The organism is Lentzea atacamensis (assembly GCF_003269295.1).
GTDB lineage: Bacteria > Actinomycetota > Actinomycetes > Mycobacteriales > Pseudonocardiaceae > Lentzea > Lentzea atacamensis.
Window position 1 is genome coordinate 180,156 of the sequence record NZ_QLTT01000003.1, and the last position, 17,484, is coordinate 197,639.

Genomic DNA, 17,484 nt, shown 5'->3' on the forward strand with positions numbered 1-17,484 from the left:
GGAGGCCATAGCACGCCGCGCCATCCGCGAACTGGCGTAATGCGCCCCGCCGTTCGGGGCCATTCGTCAGGTTACGTATGTGAGAAAGTTTCACTACCCCTCTCGACGGCACCCGTGGTTTGTGCGTACGGTGAGGCATCGTAACGTACTGGCGAGTAGGTAGTGAGCTGAATTCCTTTCTCCCCACCCCTGCACGGTGAGGAAGCGAGCGCAGTGGACATGCTGTCGGATCGAGAACGGGTGCTGTGCCTGAGTCCGTTCGGCACCCCGAACCCGGCCCTCGTGGTCGCGGCTGAACGAGCGGGTGGAGTCGGTGTGCTCGATCTTGGAGCACATGCTGCCCGTGATCTGGGGCGCGTCACCGCGCGTCACGAGGGTGCGTTCGCGGTGCGGCTGCACGGGCCGTTGGCGGTGGACTTGCCGGACGCGGTCGACACCGTGGTGGTTGATCTCGTTCGGCATCTTCCGAACCTGGCTGAGCTGGGTGAACGCCGGATCCTCGCCGTGGTCACCTCGGTGGCGGAGGCCGCTGAGGCGATCGCGGCGGGAGCTACCGGGCTGATCGCCAAGGGTGCCGAGGCCGGTGGCCGGGTGGGTGGTTCGCCCGCCTTCGTGCTGCTTCAGCAGGTGCTCGCGCTGACCGATCTGCCGGTCTGGGTGGCCGGGTCGATCGGGGCCGGCACGGCTGCCGCGGCGGTGGCCGGTGGGGCGCGCGGAGTGGTGCTGGAAGGGCAGCTCGCGCTGGTCGCGGAGGTCCGGAAACACATTTCCGATGAAATTGTCAACGTCCTCCGCGCGATGGACGGCGCCGACACCGCCGTGAACGACGGAGTGCGTGTGCATGTTCGTCAGAACACGCTCGAAATTGGCCAGGAAGGCGCGTTCGCGGAATTCAATCGCCTCTCGTTTGGGACCGTTGGAGGCGTGGTCGGCGCGATTCAGCGGGGCATTCGCGACAATCTCGCGCAGGCGGCCGAGCACCGCTCGATTCGGACCGGCGGGACGTTCTGCGAGCGTGTGCCGGGGCTGCGTTACCCGATCGCGCAGGGGCCGATGACGCGGGTCAGCGACCAGCCCGCGTTCGCCGCGGCCGTCGCCGAGGGTGGTGCGCTGCCGTTTCTCGCACTCGCGTTGATGGAGGGCACCGCCGTCCGCGAGCTGCTGGAAGAAACCTCGCGGAAGCTCGGAGACCGGCCCTGGGGCGTTGGTCTGCTCGGCTTCGCGCCACCGGAGCTCAGGGCGCGCCAGCTGGAGGCCGTGCTGGCGGTGCGGCCGAAGTACGCGATCGTCGCCGGTGGCACGCCCGCGCAGGCGCGCGAGCTGGAGGACGCGGGGATCGAGGCGTTCCTGCACGTGCCGTCGCCCGCGTTGCTGCGCCGGTTCCTCGACGAGGGCGCGCGCAAGTTCGTCTTCGAGGGCTCGGAGTGTGGCGGTCACACGGGTCCTCGAACCAGCTTCACGCTGTGGCAGCAGCAGATCGACGTGCTGCGCGGGCGTGAGAAGGGCGTCACGGCACTGTTCGCGGGCGGCATCCACGACGCGCGCTCGGCTGCCATGATCGATGCGATGACCGCGCCGATCGCGGCACGCGGTGCGGCGATCGGTGTTCTCGTCGGCACGGCCTACCTGTTCACCGAGGAAGCGGTCACGCACGGCGCGATCCAGCCGGTGTTCCAGCAGGTCGCGCTCGAGTGCGAGGACACCGCGCTGCTGGAGACCTCGCCCGGCCACGCGGTTCGCTGTGCGCAGACGTCCTATGTGGACACGTTCGAGCAGAAGCGCGCCGAGCTCGCCGGCCTGCCCAAGCAGGAGAGCTGGGAGCGGCTCGAACAGCTCAACCTCGGCCGGCTCCGGCTCGCGAGCCGCGGGCTCGTCCGCGATGCCGGCGGGCTCAAGGAGGTCGGCGAGGACGAACAGCGCCGCGAAGGCATGTTCATGATCGGCCAGGTCGCGGCGCTGCGGTCCGAGCGCACCACGATCGCGGAGCTGCACGAGGACATCGTCTCCGGTGTGCTGCCGGAGACCGGCTCGGACGTCGCCGAGCAGGAGCCGCTGGACGTCGCCATCGTCGGCATGGCCGCGATCATGCCCGGCGCGCGGGACGTGGCCGAGTTCTGGGCGAACGTGCTCAAGGGCACGGACTCCATCACCGAGATCCCGCCGGACCGCTGGTCGCCCGAACGCTACGGCAGCCCGTTCAGGTGGGGCGGGTTCATCCCGCGCACGGCGTTCGACCCGCTCGCGTACGGCATCCCGCCCACCTCGCTGACCTCGATCGAACCCGCGCAGCTGCTGGCGCTGGAGGTGTCGGCCCGCGCGTTGAAGGACGCCGGGTATGCGACGCGCGTGTTCGACCGCGAACGCACGGCGGTGATCTTCGGTGCCGAGGCCGGTGCCGATCTCGCGACCGCCTACACGATCCGCACCGCATTGCCCGCGCTGGGAATCCGCGGCCTCGACGACCACCTGCCCGCGCTGACCGAGGACTCGTTCCCCGGCGTGCTGGGCAACGTTATCTCCGGTCGCGTGGCGAACCGGCTCGACCTCGGTGGCGCCAACTACACGGTCGACGCGGCCTGCGCGTCCAGCCTCGCCGCGCTCGACGTGGCGTGCAAGGAACTCGTCGGCGGCACCAGCGACATGGTGTTGTGCGGCGCGGTCGACCTGCACAACAGCGCGCACGACTACCAGATGTTCGCGTCCGTCAAGGCGTTGTCCGCCAAGGGGCGGTGCGCCACGTTCGACTCGGCTGCGGACGGCATCGCGCTCGGTGAGGGCGTGGCCTGTCTGGTGCTGAAGCGGTTGCCGGACGCGGAACGGGACGGCGACCGGGTCTACGCCGTGATCAAGGGCATCGGCGCGTCCAGCGACGGCCGGTCGATGGGCCTCACCGCGCCACGTCCGGAAGGTCAGCAACGAGCGCTGCGTCGTGCCTACGCGTCGGCTGGTCTGCCGGTCACGTCCGTCGGACTGGTCGAGGCGCACGGCACCGGAACCGTGGTGGGCGACCGGACCGAGCTCGCGTCGCTGACCGAGATGTTCACCGGGGTCGAGCCGGGCACGTGCACGATCGGCTCGGTGAAGTCGCAGATCGGGCACACCAAGTGCGCGGCGGGCCTCGCGGGCGTCATCAAGGCGGCGCTGGCCGTGCACACCGGACTGCGGCCCGGCACGTTGCACGTCAAGCAGCCCAACGCCTTCTGGGACGCGCGGACCAGCCCCTTCGCGTTCGGCCACCGCACGTGGGCCCGGCCGACCGGCGAACGCGTGGCGGGTGTGAGCGCGTTCGGCTTCGGCGGCACCAACTTCCACACCGTCATCGCCGGGTACTCCGGCGCCGACGAGCCACGCCACGGCCTGACCGCATGGCCCGCCGAACTGTTCCTGATCCGCGGTGAGGACCCCGAGGCAGCGCAACGGGAAGCAGCTCGCCTCACCGCGCTGGTGGACGAGCGCACACCGTTGCGTTCCCTGGCTGCTGCGTGCGGCAACGGGCCTGTTCAGGCGGCCTTCGTTGTGAGCGATCACAACGGCCTGCGGGCAGCGCTCGCGGACGTCGAGGCCTGGCGTTCGAGCGAGACCGTCCGGCTGGGCGGCGGTGAGCGGCCGAAGATCGCGTTCCTCTACCCCGGCCAGGGCAGCCAGCGACCGGGCATGCTGCTCGACCTCGTCACGGCCTTCCCGCGACTGCAGGAGTTCGTGGACGCACGGTACGAGCGGGTGATGTACCCGCCGGTTGCGCTCACCGCCGACGACGTCGCGAAGCAACGCGCGGAGATCACCGACACGCGGATGGCACAGCCGACGCTCGGCATCGCCGGGCTGATGGTCACCGCGCTCCTGGAATCCGTTGGTGTGCGGCCGGATCTGGCCGGTGGCCACAGCTATGGCGAACTGGTCGCGCTCGCGGCCTCCGGCGTGTTCGAGCCCACCGTCCTGCTCGACCTCAGCGTCGCCCGTGCCGAGACGATGCTGGAGGCCGTGGGGGAGGACCCCGGCACGATGGCCGCGGTGTCCGCGTCGCTCGCCGACGTCGAGGCGCTGCTGCCGCCGGACGTCGTGGTGGCCAACCACAACGCGCCCGACCAGGTTGTGATCTCCGGTCCCACCAAGGCCGTGGAGAACGCCGTCGAAGTGCTGCGCAACGCCGGGTTGAGCGTGAAGAACATCCCGGTCGCGGCCGCGTTCCACAGCCCGTTGATGGCGGGTGCCCGTGACAGGTTCGCTGCTCGTCTCGCGGAGATGTCCATCGGTGAGACGGCTTTCCCGGTCTGGTCGAACGTGACCGCGCAACCCCACACCGACGTGCGGGAGGGCCTGTCCGCGCAGCTCGCGGGCCGGGTGCGGTTCGTGGACCAGATCGAGTCGATGTACGCGGCCGGCGCGCGGATCTTCGTAGAGGCCGGACCGGGTGGCGTGCTGACGTCGCTGGTGGGCAGGACCCTCGGCGACCGGCCGCACCAGGCGTTGCGCTGCGACGACCACGTGACGTTCCTGCGCACGCTCGCGGAGCTCGCGGTCGCCGGCGTCGAGGTGGACGCCGCACCGCTGTTCGAGGACAGGGCCGAACCGGCCACGGCCGTGCCGCAGCGGCCGTCCTGGTACGTGGATGGAGGTCTCGTGCGCGACGCGAACGGCGACGCACTGCCCGGCGGGCTGCGGCCCGCCACCGAGTTCCCGACCCTGCGCGCCGGAGCGGGGCTCAGTCGTGACGAGATCATCGAGAAGTTCCTGGACGGCATGCGGGACGCGGTCAGCGCCCAGCGCGACGTCCTGCTGAGCTACCTCGGCAACGCTCCCGCCGTTCCGGCACCGATGCCGGTGATCGAGCAGGCGAAGGCGCCGGAACCGCAGGCGAAGCCGCAGGAGGACGTCGCGACGGTGGTGCTGCGGACGATCAGCGACCGCACGGGTTACCCGGTCGAGATGCTGCAGCCGGGCCTGGACCTGGAAGCGGACCTGTCGATCGACTCGATCAAGCGGACGGAGATCGTCGGCGAGCTGGCCCAGGAACTGGGCGCCGCCGGGTCGATCGACGAGCTGGCGCAGATCAAGACGATCGAAGGCATCGTCGGCTGGTTCGGCGCCACGCCCGCCAGTGCTCCGGCGAAGGATGTCAAGGCGATCGTGCTCCAGACGATCAGCACCCGCACGGGTTACCCGGTCGAGATGCTGCAGCCGGGCCTGGACCTGGAAGCGGATCTCTCGATCGACTCGATCAAGCGGACGGAGATCGTCGGCGAGCTGGCCCAGGAGCTGGGCGCGACCGGTGAGATCGACGAGCTGGCGCGGCTGAAGACGATCGAGGCGATCGTGGCGTGGTTCGGTGCCGGGCAAGTGGCGTCTGCAAGTACCACCAACTCGCAGCCGGCAGTACTCGCGGACGCGCCGACGACGGGCCGTCTCGTGCGGCTCGTGCCGCAGGTCGTGCCGTGCGAGCCCGCCGAACCCGCCGACCTCACCGGCAAGACGGTCCTGATCGTCGACGACAACGGCATCGGTCTCGAGCTCGCCGACCTCCTGGAACGCCACACCGCCCGCCCGCGCGTCGAACCGGTCTTCCCGGACGACCTGACCGGCATCGACGTCGTGGTTCGGCTCGGCGGACGGCTGCCGGAGGCGTTCAGCGAGGTCAAGGCCTGCGTGACCAAGGGCGTGAGCCTCCTCGTCGTCACGACGGGCGGCGGCACGTTCGGCTTCGACCACACCCCGGACGAGCTGCCCGCGGACATCGGACTGCACGGCCTGATCCGCACGGCCGCGCTCGAGCACCCGGACCTCGTGGTGCGCGCGGTCGACGTCAACACCAAGGAAAGCCACCGCGACATCGCCACCGCCCTGCTCACCGAGATCGGCCCCGGCCCCGCGGTCGTCGGCTACCACGCGGGCAGGCGGCAGGTCATCGAGGCGGTGCCGGCGGAGCTCGCGCCGAGCACCCTCAACCTCGACGCCGACAGCGTGGTGCTGCTGACCGGTGGCGCCCGCGGCATCACCGCTCTGGTCGCGACCGCGCTCGCCGAACGCACCGGCTGCCACGTCGAGCTGCTCGGCCGCACCCCGATCGCGCCGGAGGACCACCGGCTCGCCCACGCCACGACCGAGCCCGCGCTCGTGAAGGCGTTGTTCGAGCTGGGGCACACGACGGACGTTCCCGCGATGGCGCGCAAGGTGCTCGCCGAACGCGAGGTCCGTCAGACCGTGGAACGCCTGCGCGTCAAGGCGTCGAGCGTCAGGTACCACGAGTGCGACGTCACCGACGCCGAAGCCGTCGCGAAGGTGCTCGACGACATCAAGGCGCGGTTCGGCCGGATCGACGGCGTCATCCACGGTGCGGGTGTGCTGGACGACAAGCTGATCGCGGACAAGACCCAGGAGTCGTTCAACCGGGTCTGGGCCACGAAGGTGAACGGCGCCAAGGAGTTCCGCGACGGCTTCCTGGTTCTCTTCGGCAGCGTCAGCGGTGTGTTCGGCAACCGCGGCCAGGCCGACTACTCGGCCGCGAACGACGCCCTCGACCTGATGGCGAGGTTCTGGGGCACGCAACGCCGGGTCGTGGCCGTCGACTGGGGTCCCTGGGCCGGCGCGGGCATGGTGGTCGGGCTCGCCGGCGAGTACGCGCGCCGCGGCATCCCGCTGATCGACCCGGAGCAGGGCGTCACCGCGCTCCTCGACGAAATCGCCGGCGGCTCGGACGTCCAGGTGGTCTACCGATGGGAGGCATAGCGATCGTCGGCATCGGCGCGGTCTTCCCCGGCGCCCCTGATGCCACGACGTTCTGGCGCAACATCGTCACCGGTGTCGACGCCATCGGGCAGATCCCGGCAGGACGCTGGGACCCCGCCACCTACTACGACCAGGACAGCACCACCGGCGACAGGTTCTACTGCCGCAAGGGCGGGTTCGTCGACGACCTGGCCGAGTTCGACCCGACCAGGTTCGGCATCATGCCGTCCACAGTGGACGGCGCGGAGCCCGACCAGCTGCTCGCCCTCGGCACGGCCGCCGAGGCCATCGCGGACGCGGGCGGCGAATCGGCTCTGCCGGACCGGAATCGGGTCGGCGTGGTCGTCGGACGCGGCGGCTATCTGACGCCCGGCTGTGCGCGGCTCGACCAGCGGGTCCGGCTCGCTGACGAGGTCGTCTCGGTGGTCCGCGACCTCTTCCCGAACCTGGCCGGCGCGGACCTGGACACGGTCCGCCGGACCATCCGCGATCGCCTGGGGCCGGAGCAGCCGGAGTCGTCCATCGGCCTCGTGCCGAACCTCGCGGCGTCGCGGATCGCCAACCGGTTCGACCTCAAGGGCACCGCCTACACGGTGGACGCGGCCTGCGCGTCCGGGCTGGTCGCCGTCGAGCACGCCGTCCGCGAGCTTCAGGAGGGCCGCGCGGACGCCATGCTCGCCGGGGCGGTGCACGTCTGCCACCACCCGACGTTGTGGAGCGTCTTCACCCAGCTCCGCGCGTTGAGCCCGAGCGAGCGCATCAGGCCGTTCGACGCCACCGCGGACGGCACGCTGCTGTCCGAAGGTGTCGGCATGGTCGTGCTGAAGCGGCTGGAGGACGTCGGCGACGAGCGCGTCTACGCGGTGATCCGCGGCATCGGCACGGCCAGCGACGGACGCGCGACCAGCATGATGACGCCCAACCCCGAGGGCCAGCTCCTTGCCGTGCAACGGGCATGGGCCAGTGCGGGACTCGACCCGCGGAGGGACGGGCTCGGCCTGATCGAGGCCCACGGCACCGCCACGCCCGCCGGTGACGCCGCCGAACTGCAGACGATGATCAACGCGTTCGGCGACCAGGGCGACGAGATCGGCATCGGCACGGTGAAGTCGATGATCGGTCACGCGATGCCGGCGGCCGGCATGGCGGGGCTGATCAAGGCCGCGCTCGCGTTGCACCACAACACGTTGCCGCCGACCCTGCACGTCGAGAAGCCGCACAGCGCCCTGCGGGGCACCAGGTTCACGCCGGTCAGGGAGGCGCGCGAGTGGAGCGGGCCGCACCGCGCGGTCGTGAACGCGTTCGGGTTCGGCGGGATCAACGCCCACGCCGTCCTCGACGGCCACACGATCGCCAAGCCGCGCAAGCCCGTCATGACGTTCGCCGCCGACACCGCGGAAGAGCTGGCCAGGGCACTGGCAGAACGCCGCTGCTCCAACGCGGACCGGGCGTTCCGGCTCGCCATCGGCAATCCCGACGAGCGCAAGCTCAAGCTCGCCGAACGCGTGGTCGCCCAGGGCAAGGCGTGGCCCGGCCGGCACGACATCTGGTTCGCCCATCAGCCGCTGCTGACCAGCACCGACCAGGTCGCGTTCCTGTTCCCCGGATTCGAGCGCGAGTTCAGCGGCGAGGTCGTCGACCACGCCGTCGGGTTGCTGCAGGACGGGCGGCGCGAGGCCCGCGAACTGATGGCACTCGGCATCACGCCCGGTGCGCTGGCCGGCCACAGCATGGGCGAGTGGACGGCGATGGTCGTCGGCGGGATCTATCCGACGATCGACGAGTTCGTCAGCGCGCTCGGACCTGGCGCGGTCGCGGTCGTCGACATCGCTTACGCCGCACTGGGTTGCTCGGCCGACATCGCGCAAGAGCACCTGATCGACGGCGTCACGATCAGCCACGACAACTGCCCGCGCCAGTCGGTGATCTGCGGCCCGATCGACCAGCTCGAAGTCGTGCTGGAACAGTTGAAGGCCAACGGCGTCATGGCGCAGCTCATGCCGTTCCGCACCGGCTTCCACACCCCGGCGCTCGCCCCGTACCTCGGCCGCGCCAAGGAGATGCTCGACCAGCTGCCGGTCCGCGCGTCGGAGATCCCGGTGTGGTCGGCGAACTCCCTCGAACCCATGGGCGCCGACGAGGTCCGCGAGCTGGTGCTGCGCCACCTGGTCGAGCCGGTGAAGTTCCGGCCGCTGCTGGAGCGCCTGCACCAGGCGGGCTTCCGCGCGTTCGTCCAGATCGGACAGGGCAGCCTGCCCGGGTTCGTCGCCGACACGCTGTCCGACCGGCCGCACCTCGCCGTGAACGCCGACATCGCGCCGGAAGCGCTGTGGGCGTTCGGGCTCAAGCGCGGCACCACGCACAAGGTCAAGCTGCGGCTCGGTACCCCGAAGATCAAGGTCGACCCGCTCGGCACCGAACCGGTGCTGGTCGCCGACGACAGCCCGATGTCGGCCGCGGTCAACGCGCTGCTGGCCCACACGAACGCCGTCGCGCGCGAGGTCGTCGGCGCGCTGCGGCCGAACGAGGCCGGGTTCACCCGCGAGTTCTCGTTGCGCACCATGCCGGAGCTCGTGGACCACTCGGTGTTCCCGCAGCCGCCCGGCTGGCCGGACCTCTCCGACGGGTTCCCGATCGTGCCGGCGACCGGCCTGCTGGAGGTGTTCGCGGACGCCGCCAGAAGGCTCACCGGCGGCACCGTCCACGGCTTCACGCAGGTCAGGGCCAAGCGCTGGCTCACGGCCCTGCCTGCCACGACCGTGAAGGTCTCCGCTCGCGCGGAAGGCCCGGCCCGAGTGGTGGTGAAGGTCGGCGACTACGCCGAGGGCGTCGTGCTGATGGCGCCGGTGACCGCGCAGCCGGTCGACAAGGAACTGCAGGGCGTCCGCGAGGCACCGGTCGACGCGGAAGCCCTGTACCGGGACAACTGGATGTTCCACGGCCCTGCCTTCGCGGGTGTCACGAAAATCGAATGCCTGGCGGACAACGGAATCGCCGGTGTGCTGACGCCGTTGCCCGCGCCGGGAGCGTTGCTCGACAGCGCCGGTCAGCTGATCGGCCACTGGATGCAGGTCACGCACACCGTCGACCAGACGGTGCTGCCGACCGGCATCGAACAGGTGTCGTTCCACGGACCCGCGCCCACGGGCGACGTCCGGTGCACGGCCTGGATCCGTTCGGTGACCGCCCAGGAGATGGTCGCCGACGCCGAGCTGACCGTGAACGGCGAGCTGTGGTGCCGGATCACCGGCTGGACCACCCGCCGGTTCACCACGGACGACCGGATCTGGCAGGTGAAGCTCCGCCCCGGCACCGAAATGCTGTCCACCCGGGACGGTGAGTGGCTGCGGGTCGAGGAGAACTGGTCGGACAGCGCGACCCGTGACCTGATCATGCGCCGCTATCTGAACTCCGCCGAGAGACTGCACTACGGCGGACTGGACGTGCCGGCTCAACGGGACTGGCTGCTGCGCGTGATCGCGGTGAAGGACGCCGTGCGCGCGTCGCTGTGGGATCGCGGTGCCGGGCCGATCTACCCGGCGGAACTGACGGTGGACGCCGATGTCAACGTGCGCGGTGCCTTCGCCGTGCCCCGGATCGAAGTCGTTGCGGAACAAGGCAGAGCAGCCGCCCGCGTGAGGACGGAGAAGTGATGGACGAGGTGCTGCGGCAGGTGGCCGAGATGATCACCGAGGTGGTCGGGCCCGACTTCCTGCTGGGCGTGGAGATCACCCGTGACACCACGTTCAGCGACGACCTCGGCCTGGAGTCGATCGAGTTCGTCGCGCTGGCGGACAAGCTCAACGCCCACTACGGCGTCGACCTCGTGGCGTTCCTGGCGGACATGGACATCGACGAGATCATGGCGATGTCCGTCGGCCGTCTCGTCGACCACATCACGGCTCGTGTCTGACGTTCACGCCCGAGGGCTGCGCTTCCACGTCCAGCGGCTCGGGCCGACAGATGCGCCGACCGTGGTGTTCGTGCACGGCCTGGTGATGGACAACCTGTCCAGCTTCTACTACACGCTCGCCGCGCCGCTGGCCCAGGCCGGCTTCGGCACCGTGCTGTTCGACCTGCGCGGGCACGGGCTGTCCGAGCGGCCGCCCTCCGGTTACACGCCCGAGGAAAGCGCGCTCGACCTCGTCGCCGTGCTGGACGAGATCGGCGTGACGGAGCCGGTCTACCTGGTGGGCAACAGCTACGGCGGTGTGGTCGCGATGCACGCGGCCGTGCAGTCTCCCGAACGGGTCGGCGGCGTCGTGCTGGTCGAGTCAGCGTGCGGGGGAGTGGTCGGCGACGCGTGGTTCGAGGACATCACCAACACGCTGACGGTCGCCGCCCTGGGCCTGGAGTTCGACCGGACGCAGGACCAGCTGATGGCGCTCGGCCAGCGCAAGATCGCGAAACTCGCGGTGAACGCCAACGCGTTGCTCAACGGCACGACCCTGATCGACGATCTCGGTTCCGGGACGAAGCTTGATCTCACGCAGGTGCGGTGCCCGGTGCTCGGGGTGTACGGCGCCGAGTCGGAGCTGATCGGGGCGGCGGCGGAACTGCAGGAGCGGATCCCGTCCTGCCGGCTGCACGTCGTGTCCGGACTGGGCCACACGGTGCTGCGCGAAGCCACCGCGGAGTTGCTCGACGTGCTGCTGGACTGGTTGCCGTCATGAGCCGGTTCCTGTTCGTGGTCCCGCCGCTGACCGGCCACGTCAACCCGACCGCGTCCGTGGGCGGCGAGCTGCTGGCGCGCGGGCACGAGGTGGCGTGGGTCGGGCATCCGGGCACGCTCGCACCGTTGCTGCCGGACGACGCGGTGGTGTTCCCGGCGATCGACGATCTGCTGGAGGCGGACATCCGGACGAAACGGGAGCGCTGGCTCGCGTTGCGCGGGATGGCGGTGGTCAAGTTCTTCTGGGAGGAGTTCCTGATCCCGCTCGGGCACGCGATGGTGCCAGGGGTGGCGGACGCGGTCAGGGAGTTCGCGCCGGACGTGGTCGTCGCGGATCAGCAGGCACTGGCCGGGCCGCTGGTGGCGGGTCACGCGGGCCTGCCGTGGGTGACGTCGGCCAGCACGTCCGCCGAGCTGATCAATCCTTTGCGGACGATGCCCAAGGTCGACGCCTGGGTGCGGGATCTGCTGCACGGCTTCGCGGGCGGGGACATCAGGTTCTCCGACCGCCTGGTGCTGGTCTACAGCTCGGCGGCGCTGGTGGCGGGGGAGTTCGGCGAGGAAGTGGCTTTCGTCGGGCCCGCGCTGACGCATCGCGTCGAACGCGTGGAGTTCCCCTGGCACCGGTTGACCGGTGGACGCCGGGTGCTGGTGTCGCTCGGGACCCTCAACGGCCCCGCCGGCGAGCGGTTCCTCAACCAGGTGCTGGAAGCGGTCGCGGACCTCGACGTCCAGGTGATCATGGTCGCGGAGCCGCGCCCGTGCCCGCCGAACGTCCTGATGCTGCCGTCCGTGCCGCAGCTGGCGCTGATGCCCCACCTGGACGCGGTCATCACGCACGGCGGCCACAACACGGTGTGCGAGGCGTTGGCCCACGGCTTACCGCTGGTCGTGGCACCGATCCGGGACGACCAGCCGACCGTCGCCGCCCAGGTCGTGGCAGCCGGCGCCGGAGTGCGGCTGACCTACTCGCGGGCGCGCGCCGCAGATGTTCGCAGTGCACTGGAATCCGTGCTGGACGAGCCGGAGTACGCGGCCGCCGCGGAGCTGGTGCGGGAGTCGTTCTTGGCGGCTGGTGGCGCAACTGCCGCGGCCGACCGACTTGAAAAGGTGGTGGCCGGGTGATTCTCACCGTGCTGGTGGTGCTCGTCGTCCTGCTGGACGTCCTGCGCCTGCGTTCCCGCGCGTCCAAGCTGCGAGTGCTCGCCAAGGGCGCGGGTGAGCACTCGCTTCTCACCGCCACCGGTGTCCATCCCGACGGCTCGTGGGAAACCGACGCCGACCTCGTCGACCTCGTGCCGCGCGACCTCCCGACGGTCGCCGCGCTGGACCTGCTGGGTTCGGTCGATCCGGCCAAGTACCGCGAGGACCAGTGGGCGCGTGGGATCAGCGCCTCGCAGGCCGTGCTGGTGCGTGAGCAGTACCGCGAGGACGTCGACCCGGACGACCCGACGGAGTTCGTCGCGTACGTGCGAAGGGTCAAGGACCACGTGCGGGCGCAGGTCGACATCGCGGTCGCGCCGGGGCTGAAGGCCGGGCCGTACGACCTCGGATACCGCGCGGCGACGTTGCGGCAGCTCGGAAAACGGCCGTCGCTGTGGATCGCGGGCTCGGTCATCGGTTACGCGACCGTCGCGGCGGCGCTGGTCACGGCGTGGCCGTGGGGGCTCGTCGCGCTGGCCGCGTACTGGGCGCACCCGATCCTGGTGTTCGCCGGAACGCCGCTGCGGCCACGTGACCTGTGGGTGCCGCGGTTCCTGCGCACCCCGTACCTGTGGGTGAAGACCGCCGGTGGCAAGAAGTCCGCGGCCGAGAAGCGCCAGGCCGAGCACCTCAAGCAGGCCACGCCGTGGTACGAGCAGAACCGCGACAAGAACTTCCACGAGGCCCGGCGCGACAACTGCCCGTCGTGCGGGAGCACCGACTTGCGCCGGTGGGTCACCGCGACGGATCTGGTGCAGCGCAAGCCCGGCACGTTCACGATGGACCGTTGCGTCCGATGTGGACACGTCTGGCAGAACCCGCGGCTGAGTGAAGAAGGCCTGGGCTTCTACTACCGGGACTTCTACGACGGCCTCGGCGAGACGTCGGCGGAGGCGGTGTTCTCCGGCAAGACCGATCCGTACTACGGGCGGGCGCGCATGGTCGAGCCGTTCACCAAACCCGAGCGGTGGCTGGACGTCGGCTCCGGGCACGCGCACTTCTGCCTGGGCGCCAAGGAAATTCTGCCGTCCACCGTGTTCGACGGGCTCGATCAGGGCGCGGCCATCGAGGACGCGGCGCGGCTGGGGCGGATCGAGCAGGCCTACCGGGGCAGCTTCAAGGAGTTCGCGGGCGAGCTCAAGGGCCGCTACGACGTGATCAGCATGCACCACTACCTGGAGCACGTGCGGGATCCGTGGGAGGAGCTCGACATCGCCGCGGACGTCCTGCCGGAGGGCGGCTACCTGCTGATCGAGCTGCCGGACCCGGAGTGGCGGCTCGGGCGGCTGTTCGGCCAGTACTGGATGCCGTGGTTCCAGCCGCAGCACCAGCACATGATGCCGATCGGCAACCTGGAACACGCGCTCGCCGACCGCGGACTGGCCACAGTGGCCAAGGAACGCTCGAAAGCCCACCTGTGCAACGACTTCACGCTGGCGTTGTTGCTGTTCCTCGGCAACATCGCACCCCGCACGCCGGCGCCGTGGCGACCGGAACGGGTGCGCCTGCGCAGGACCCGCAGCTTCCTGGTGTGGGCGCTCGGCATTCCGGCGTTCTTCGTCGCGATGGCGCTGGACCAGACGGTGAACCGGTTCCTCGCTCATCGCAGTGACCGCGGCAACGCCTACCGGCTGCTGGCCCGGAAAACGGCACAGGAGAAATGACGGACATCGCGGATCGGCCTGAGATCGCGCCGGAGCTCAGGCTGGTGCCGCACGCGTTCCGGCGGACGTTCGGCAGGCCCGCCGAGGGTGTCTGGTACGCGCCAGGCGTGCTGAACCTGCTCGGTGGCGCCGTGAAGGTGCCCGCCAAGTGGGGCGCGATCGTGGCGGGGGATCGGCGTGACGACGGCAAGCTCGAGCTCGTGTCGGTCAACCGGCCGACCGAACGCGCCGTGCTGCCGTCCGGTGAGATCCCGGCGTGGGCGGCACCTGTGGCCGGCAGTTCCGGTGGCGCGACGTTGATGTGCAGCGTCGATCTGCCGCAGGGGAGTGGCCTGTCGGCGGGTGAGGCTCTGAGGACGGCGGTCGGGCTGGCGTTGCGCGATCTCGCGGGAAACGCTTACGAGGAGCCGGAAACCGCCGAGCTGGATCTGCCAGGTCAACGGCTGCTCGTCGTCGACACCCGGATCCGGCGTCAGGAACCGCAGGAGGAACGGCCGTACACCCCGGACACAGAGGATCTCGGGACGGCTTTGACGGCGTACCACCGGGCGCAGGACCCGGACCCGGAGCAGGACGCGGTGGTCCGCGCAGCACTGGCCTCCGGTGCGCGGGGTGCCAGCATGCTGGTCGACCCACCGGGCAGGCCCGCTGTCGTGCTCGTCGACGCGGACCTGGTCCCTGCGGTGAAGAGGGCGATCACGAAGGCGGTGGCGATTCCTCCGCGCTACCTCACGATCGTTCCGGCTCCGTTCAGAACTGAGGCTTTACGGTGAACTCCGCCCGGCGCAGGTCCTTCGAGCTCGGACCGACCAGGAGGACGAACTCGCCGGGCTCGACCACGCGGCAGCCGTGCTGGTCGACGATCGTGCAGGCGGCGACCGGGAGCTCGAGCTCGACCGTCGTGGTCTCGCCGGGCCCCAGGTCGACCTGCTTGAACGTCTTGAGCTCCTTGTCCGCCCAGCTGACAGACGTGACGGCGTCGCTCACGTAGACCTGAACGGTCTCGCGGGCGGGCCGGGTGCCGGTGTTGGTCAGCGTGATCGAGGCCTGCACCGTCTCGTCCGGCCGCAGCACCGCCGTCTCCACGTGCAGGTCGCCGTACTCGACCGTCGTGTACGACAGGCCCTCGCCGAACGCGAACGCCGGCTCCTGGGTGAGGTCGGCGTAGCGGGAGCCGTGCTGGCCGCGGATCTGGTTGTAGTAGGTCGGCTGCTGCCCGGCGTGCGCCGCGAACGAGATCGGCAGGCGGCCGCTCGGTTCGATCAGGCCGTGCAGCAGCTCGGCGATCGCGCGGCCGCCCTGCATGCCGGGGTTGGCGACCCACAGCAGCGCGGCGGCGTTGCGCGCCGAGTCCGGCAGCACCAGCGGCTTGGACGCGAGGAGCACGACGATCAGCGGCTTGCCCGTCTCGGCGAGCGCGTCCAGCAGGGCGATCTGGCCGCCGATCAGGTCGAGCGTGGCGGTGGACCGGCCCTCGCCGACGAGTTCGATGCGGTCACCGACAACGGCGACCACGTAGTCGGCTGCTTCCGCCGCCGCGACGGCTTCCGCGATCAGGTTCGCGTCCGGCGGGCACGGCTGGACGATGTGCGGACGCGGCTGGCCGTCCGGGAAGGTCTCGCCTTCCGGGTCCGGTTCGAGCGTCAGGATGTCGGCACCGCGCGCGTACGTGACCTCCTGCGAGGAGAGCTCGCGCAGGCCGTCGAGCACCGTGGTGATCATGTCGCGCGGCTGGCCGTCAGGCAGCCAGTCGGCCTGGCCGGAGGAGCCGGCCCAGTCACCGAGCTGGGTCTGCGCGTCGTCGGCGAGCGGGCCGACGACGGCGATCCTGCCCTTCTGCAACGGAAGCACGCCCTCGTTGCGCAGCAGCACCAGTGACCGTCGCGCGACCTGAAGGTTCAACGCCGCGTGGTCGTCGTGGTTGATGATGACCCGCTGGCGCTCGGTGTCCGGCCTGCGCGGGTTCTCGAACAGGCCCAGGTCGAACTTGAGCGTCAGGATGCGGGTGACGGCCTGGTCGAGGTCCTTCTCGTCGAGCAGCCCGTCCTCGACGGCCTGCAGCGCGCCCTCGAAGAACTGCGGGGTCGTCATGATCATGTCGTTGCCGGCCCGGACGGCGGCCGCGGCTGCGTGGGCGTGGTCGGGCTGCAGCTTCTGCTCCCAGACCATGCGGCCGACGTTGTCCCAGTCGGTGACCAACGTGCCCTTGTAGCCCCACTCGCCGCGCAGGACCTCGTCCAGCAGCCACGAGTTGACCGTGATCGGCACACCGTCGGTGGTCTGGTAGCCGAGCATGAACGTCGCGCAGCCCTCTTTCGCGACCCGTTCGAACGGCGGCAGGAACCACGACCGGAGCTTGCGCCGCGACAGGTCGGCCTCGCTCGCGTCACGGCCACCCTGCGTCTCGGAGTAGCCGGCGAAGTGCTTGGCGGTCGCGAGGATCGCCGTCGGGTCCGCCAGCCCGTCGCCCTGGTAGCCCCTGACCATGGCCGCCGCCAGCTCACCGATCAGCACGGGATCCTCGCCGAACGTCTCGTCGACGCGGCCCCAGCGCAGGTCCCGCGCGATGCACAGGACCGGCGAGAACGTCCAGTGCACTCCGGTCGCCGCCGCCTCGACGGCGGTGACCCGCGCAACCTGCTCGACCAGGCTCGGGTCCCACGTCGCGGCCATGCCGAGCTGGGTCGGGAAGATCGTGGCGCCCTCGTGGAACGAGTGGCCGTGGATGCAGTCCTCTGCGATGAGCAGCGGGATCTTGAGCCGCGTCTGCGTGGTGAGGTCGTGCGCGCGCAGCACCCGTTCCGGCGAGGTGTGCAGGATCGAGCCGACGTGCTTGCGCAGCACGTGGTCGTCCAGGTCCTCCCTCGAGTCCAGCTGCATCATCTGGCCGACCTTCTCGGGCAGCGTCATGCGGCCCAGGAGGTCGGCGACCCGTGTCGCGGTGGGCAGCGTGGCGTCGAGGTAGGGCACGTCGTCGCGATCCATGTGGTCTCCGGGAGGGCTCGTGCGGCGGCAGCGTCTGTGGGAGCGCTCTCACAATGTCTAGCCGAAACCGGTTCCGCGCGAAACCGGTTTCCCGGATTCCGGTACAAACGAATCGGTCGAGCTGCCCGAACGCGACAAACCGGCTGCCCGTCCGGACAGCCGGTTCCAGTGTGTGGCCTGAGCGTGACGCCTTGTCAGCGCCGGAATTCCGGCCTAGTGGCGTGACCCGGAACGTCG

Annotated in this window: 8 protein-coding genes; 7 read left to right on the forward strand and 1 reads right to left on the reverse strand. The window is 70.3% G+C overall.

Annotated features, from left to right (window positions below; all coding sequences use genetic code 11):
- Positions 1 to 219: 219 nt before the first annotated feature.
- The 7 genes from C8D87_RS15725 to C8D87_RS15755 are packed head-to-tail and all read left to right on the forward strand — an operon-like array spanning position 220 to position 15,035.
- Entirely contained in the window at positions 220 to 6,723 is a 6,504-nt protein-coding gene (locus C8D87_RS15725) for a type I polyketide synthase (RefSeq protein ID WP_112227675.1), read from the forward strand.
- Positions 6,711 to 10,376 (forward strand): beta-ketoacyl synthase N-terminal-like domain-containing protein, encoded by a 3,666-nt coding sequence (locus C8D87_RS15730; RefSeq protein WP_112227210.1) that lies wholly within the window; start codon positions 6,711 to 6,713, stop codon positions 10,374 to 10,376. The genes C8D87_RS15725 and C8D87_RS15730 overlap by 13 nt, the downstream gene beginning before the upstream one ends.
- The gene (locus C8D87_RS15735; RefSeq protein WP_109638054.1) at positions 10,376 to 10,636 is read left to right on the forward strand and encodes an acyl carrier protein; all 261 of its coding nucleotides are present in this window, start codon (positions 10,376 to 10,378) and stop codon (positions 10,634 to 10,636) included. The genes C8D87_RS15730 and C8D87_RS15735 overlap by 1 nt, the downstream gene beginning before the upstream one ends.
- Complete coding sequence (locus C8D87_RS15740; protein WP_112227211.1) at positions 10,629 to 11,396, forward strand: alpha/beta fold hydrolase; 768 nt, start codon at positions 10,629 to 10,631, stop codon at positions 11,394 to 11,396. The genes C8D87_RS15735 and C8D87_RS15740 overlap by 8 nt, the downstream gene beginning before the upstream one ends.
- On the forward strand, positions 11,393 to 12,520 hold the full coding sequence (locus tag C8D87_RS15745; protein ID WP_112227212.1) for a glycosyltransferase: 1,128 nt from the start codon (positions 11,393 to 11,395) through the stop codon (positions 12,518 to 12,520). Before C8D87_RS15740 ends, C8D87_RS15745 begins: the two co-directional genes overlap by 4 nt.
- Positions 12,517 to 14,262: a class I SAM-dependent methyltransferase gene (locus C8D87_RS15750; RefSeq protein WP_112227213.1), complete on the forward strand. Its 1,746-nt coding sequence runs from the start codon at positions 12,517 to 12,519 to the stop codon at positions 14,260 to 14,262. The genes C8D87_RS15745 and C8D87_RS15750 overlap by 4 nt, the downstream gene beginning before the upstream one ends.
- Complete coding sequence (locus tag C8D87_RS15755; protein WP_112227214.1) at positions 14,259 to 15,035, forward strand: hypothetical protein; 777 nt, start codon at positions 14,259 to 14,261, stop codon at positions 15,033 to 15,035. Before C8D87_RS15750 ends, C8D87_RS15755 begins: the two co-directional genes overlap by 4 nt.
- Here C8D87_RS15755 and C8D87_RS15760 read toward each other — a convergent pair.
- Complete coding sequence (locus C8D87_RS15760) at positions 15,013 to 17,247, reverse strand: exo-beta-d-1,3/1,6-glucosidase (RefSeq protein ID WP_112227215.1); 2,235 nt, start codon at positions 17,245 to 17,247, stop codon at positions 15,013 to 15,015. The genes C8D87_RS15755 and C8D87_RS15760 overlap by 23 nt on opposite strands.
- Positions 17,248 to 17,484: the final 237 nt, after the last annotated feature.

Bases quoted from the DNA above. Each gene is read 5' to 3' on its own strand.
- C8D87_RS15730 (WP_112227210.1), top strand. From the start codon at position 6,711: ATGGGAGGCATAGCGATCGTCGGCATCGGCGCGGTCTTCCCCGGCGCC.
- C8D87_RS15755 (WP_112227214.1), top strand. From the start codon at position 14,259: ATGACGGACATCGCGGATCGGCCTGAGATCGCGCCGGAGCTCAGGCTG.
- C8D87_RS15760 (WP_112227215.1), bottom strand. From the start codon at position 17,247: ATGGATCGCGACGACGTGCCCTACCTCGACGCCACGCTGCCCACCGCG.
- C8D87_RS15745 (WP_112227212.1), top strand. From the start codon at position 11,393: ATGAGCCGGTTCCTGTTCGTGGTCCCGCCGCTGACCGGCCACGTCAAC.
- C8D87_RS15725 (WP_112227675.1), top strand. From the start codon at position 220: ATGCTGTCGGATCGAGAACGGGTGCTGTGCCTGAGTCCGTTCGGCACC.
- C8D87_RS15735 (WP_109638054.1), top strand. From the start codon at position 10,376: ATGGACGAGGTGCTGCGGCAGGTGGCCGAGATGATCACCGAGGTGGTC.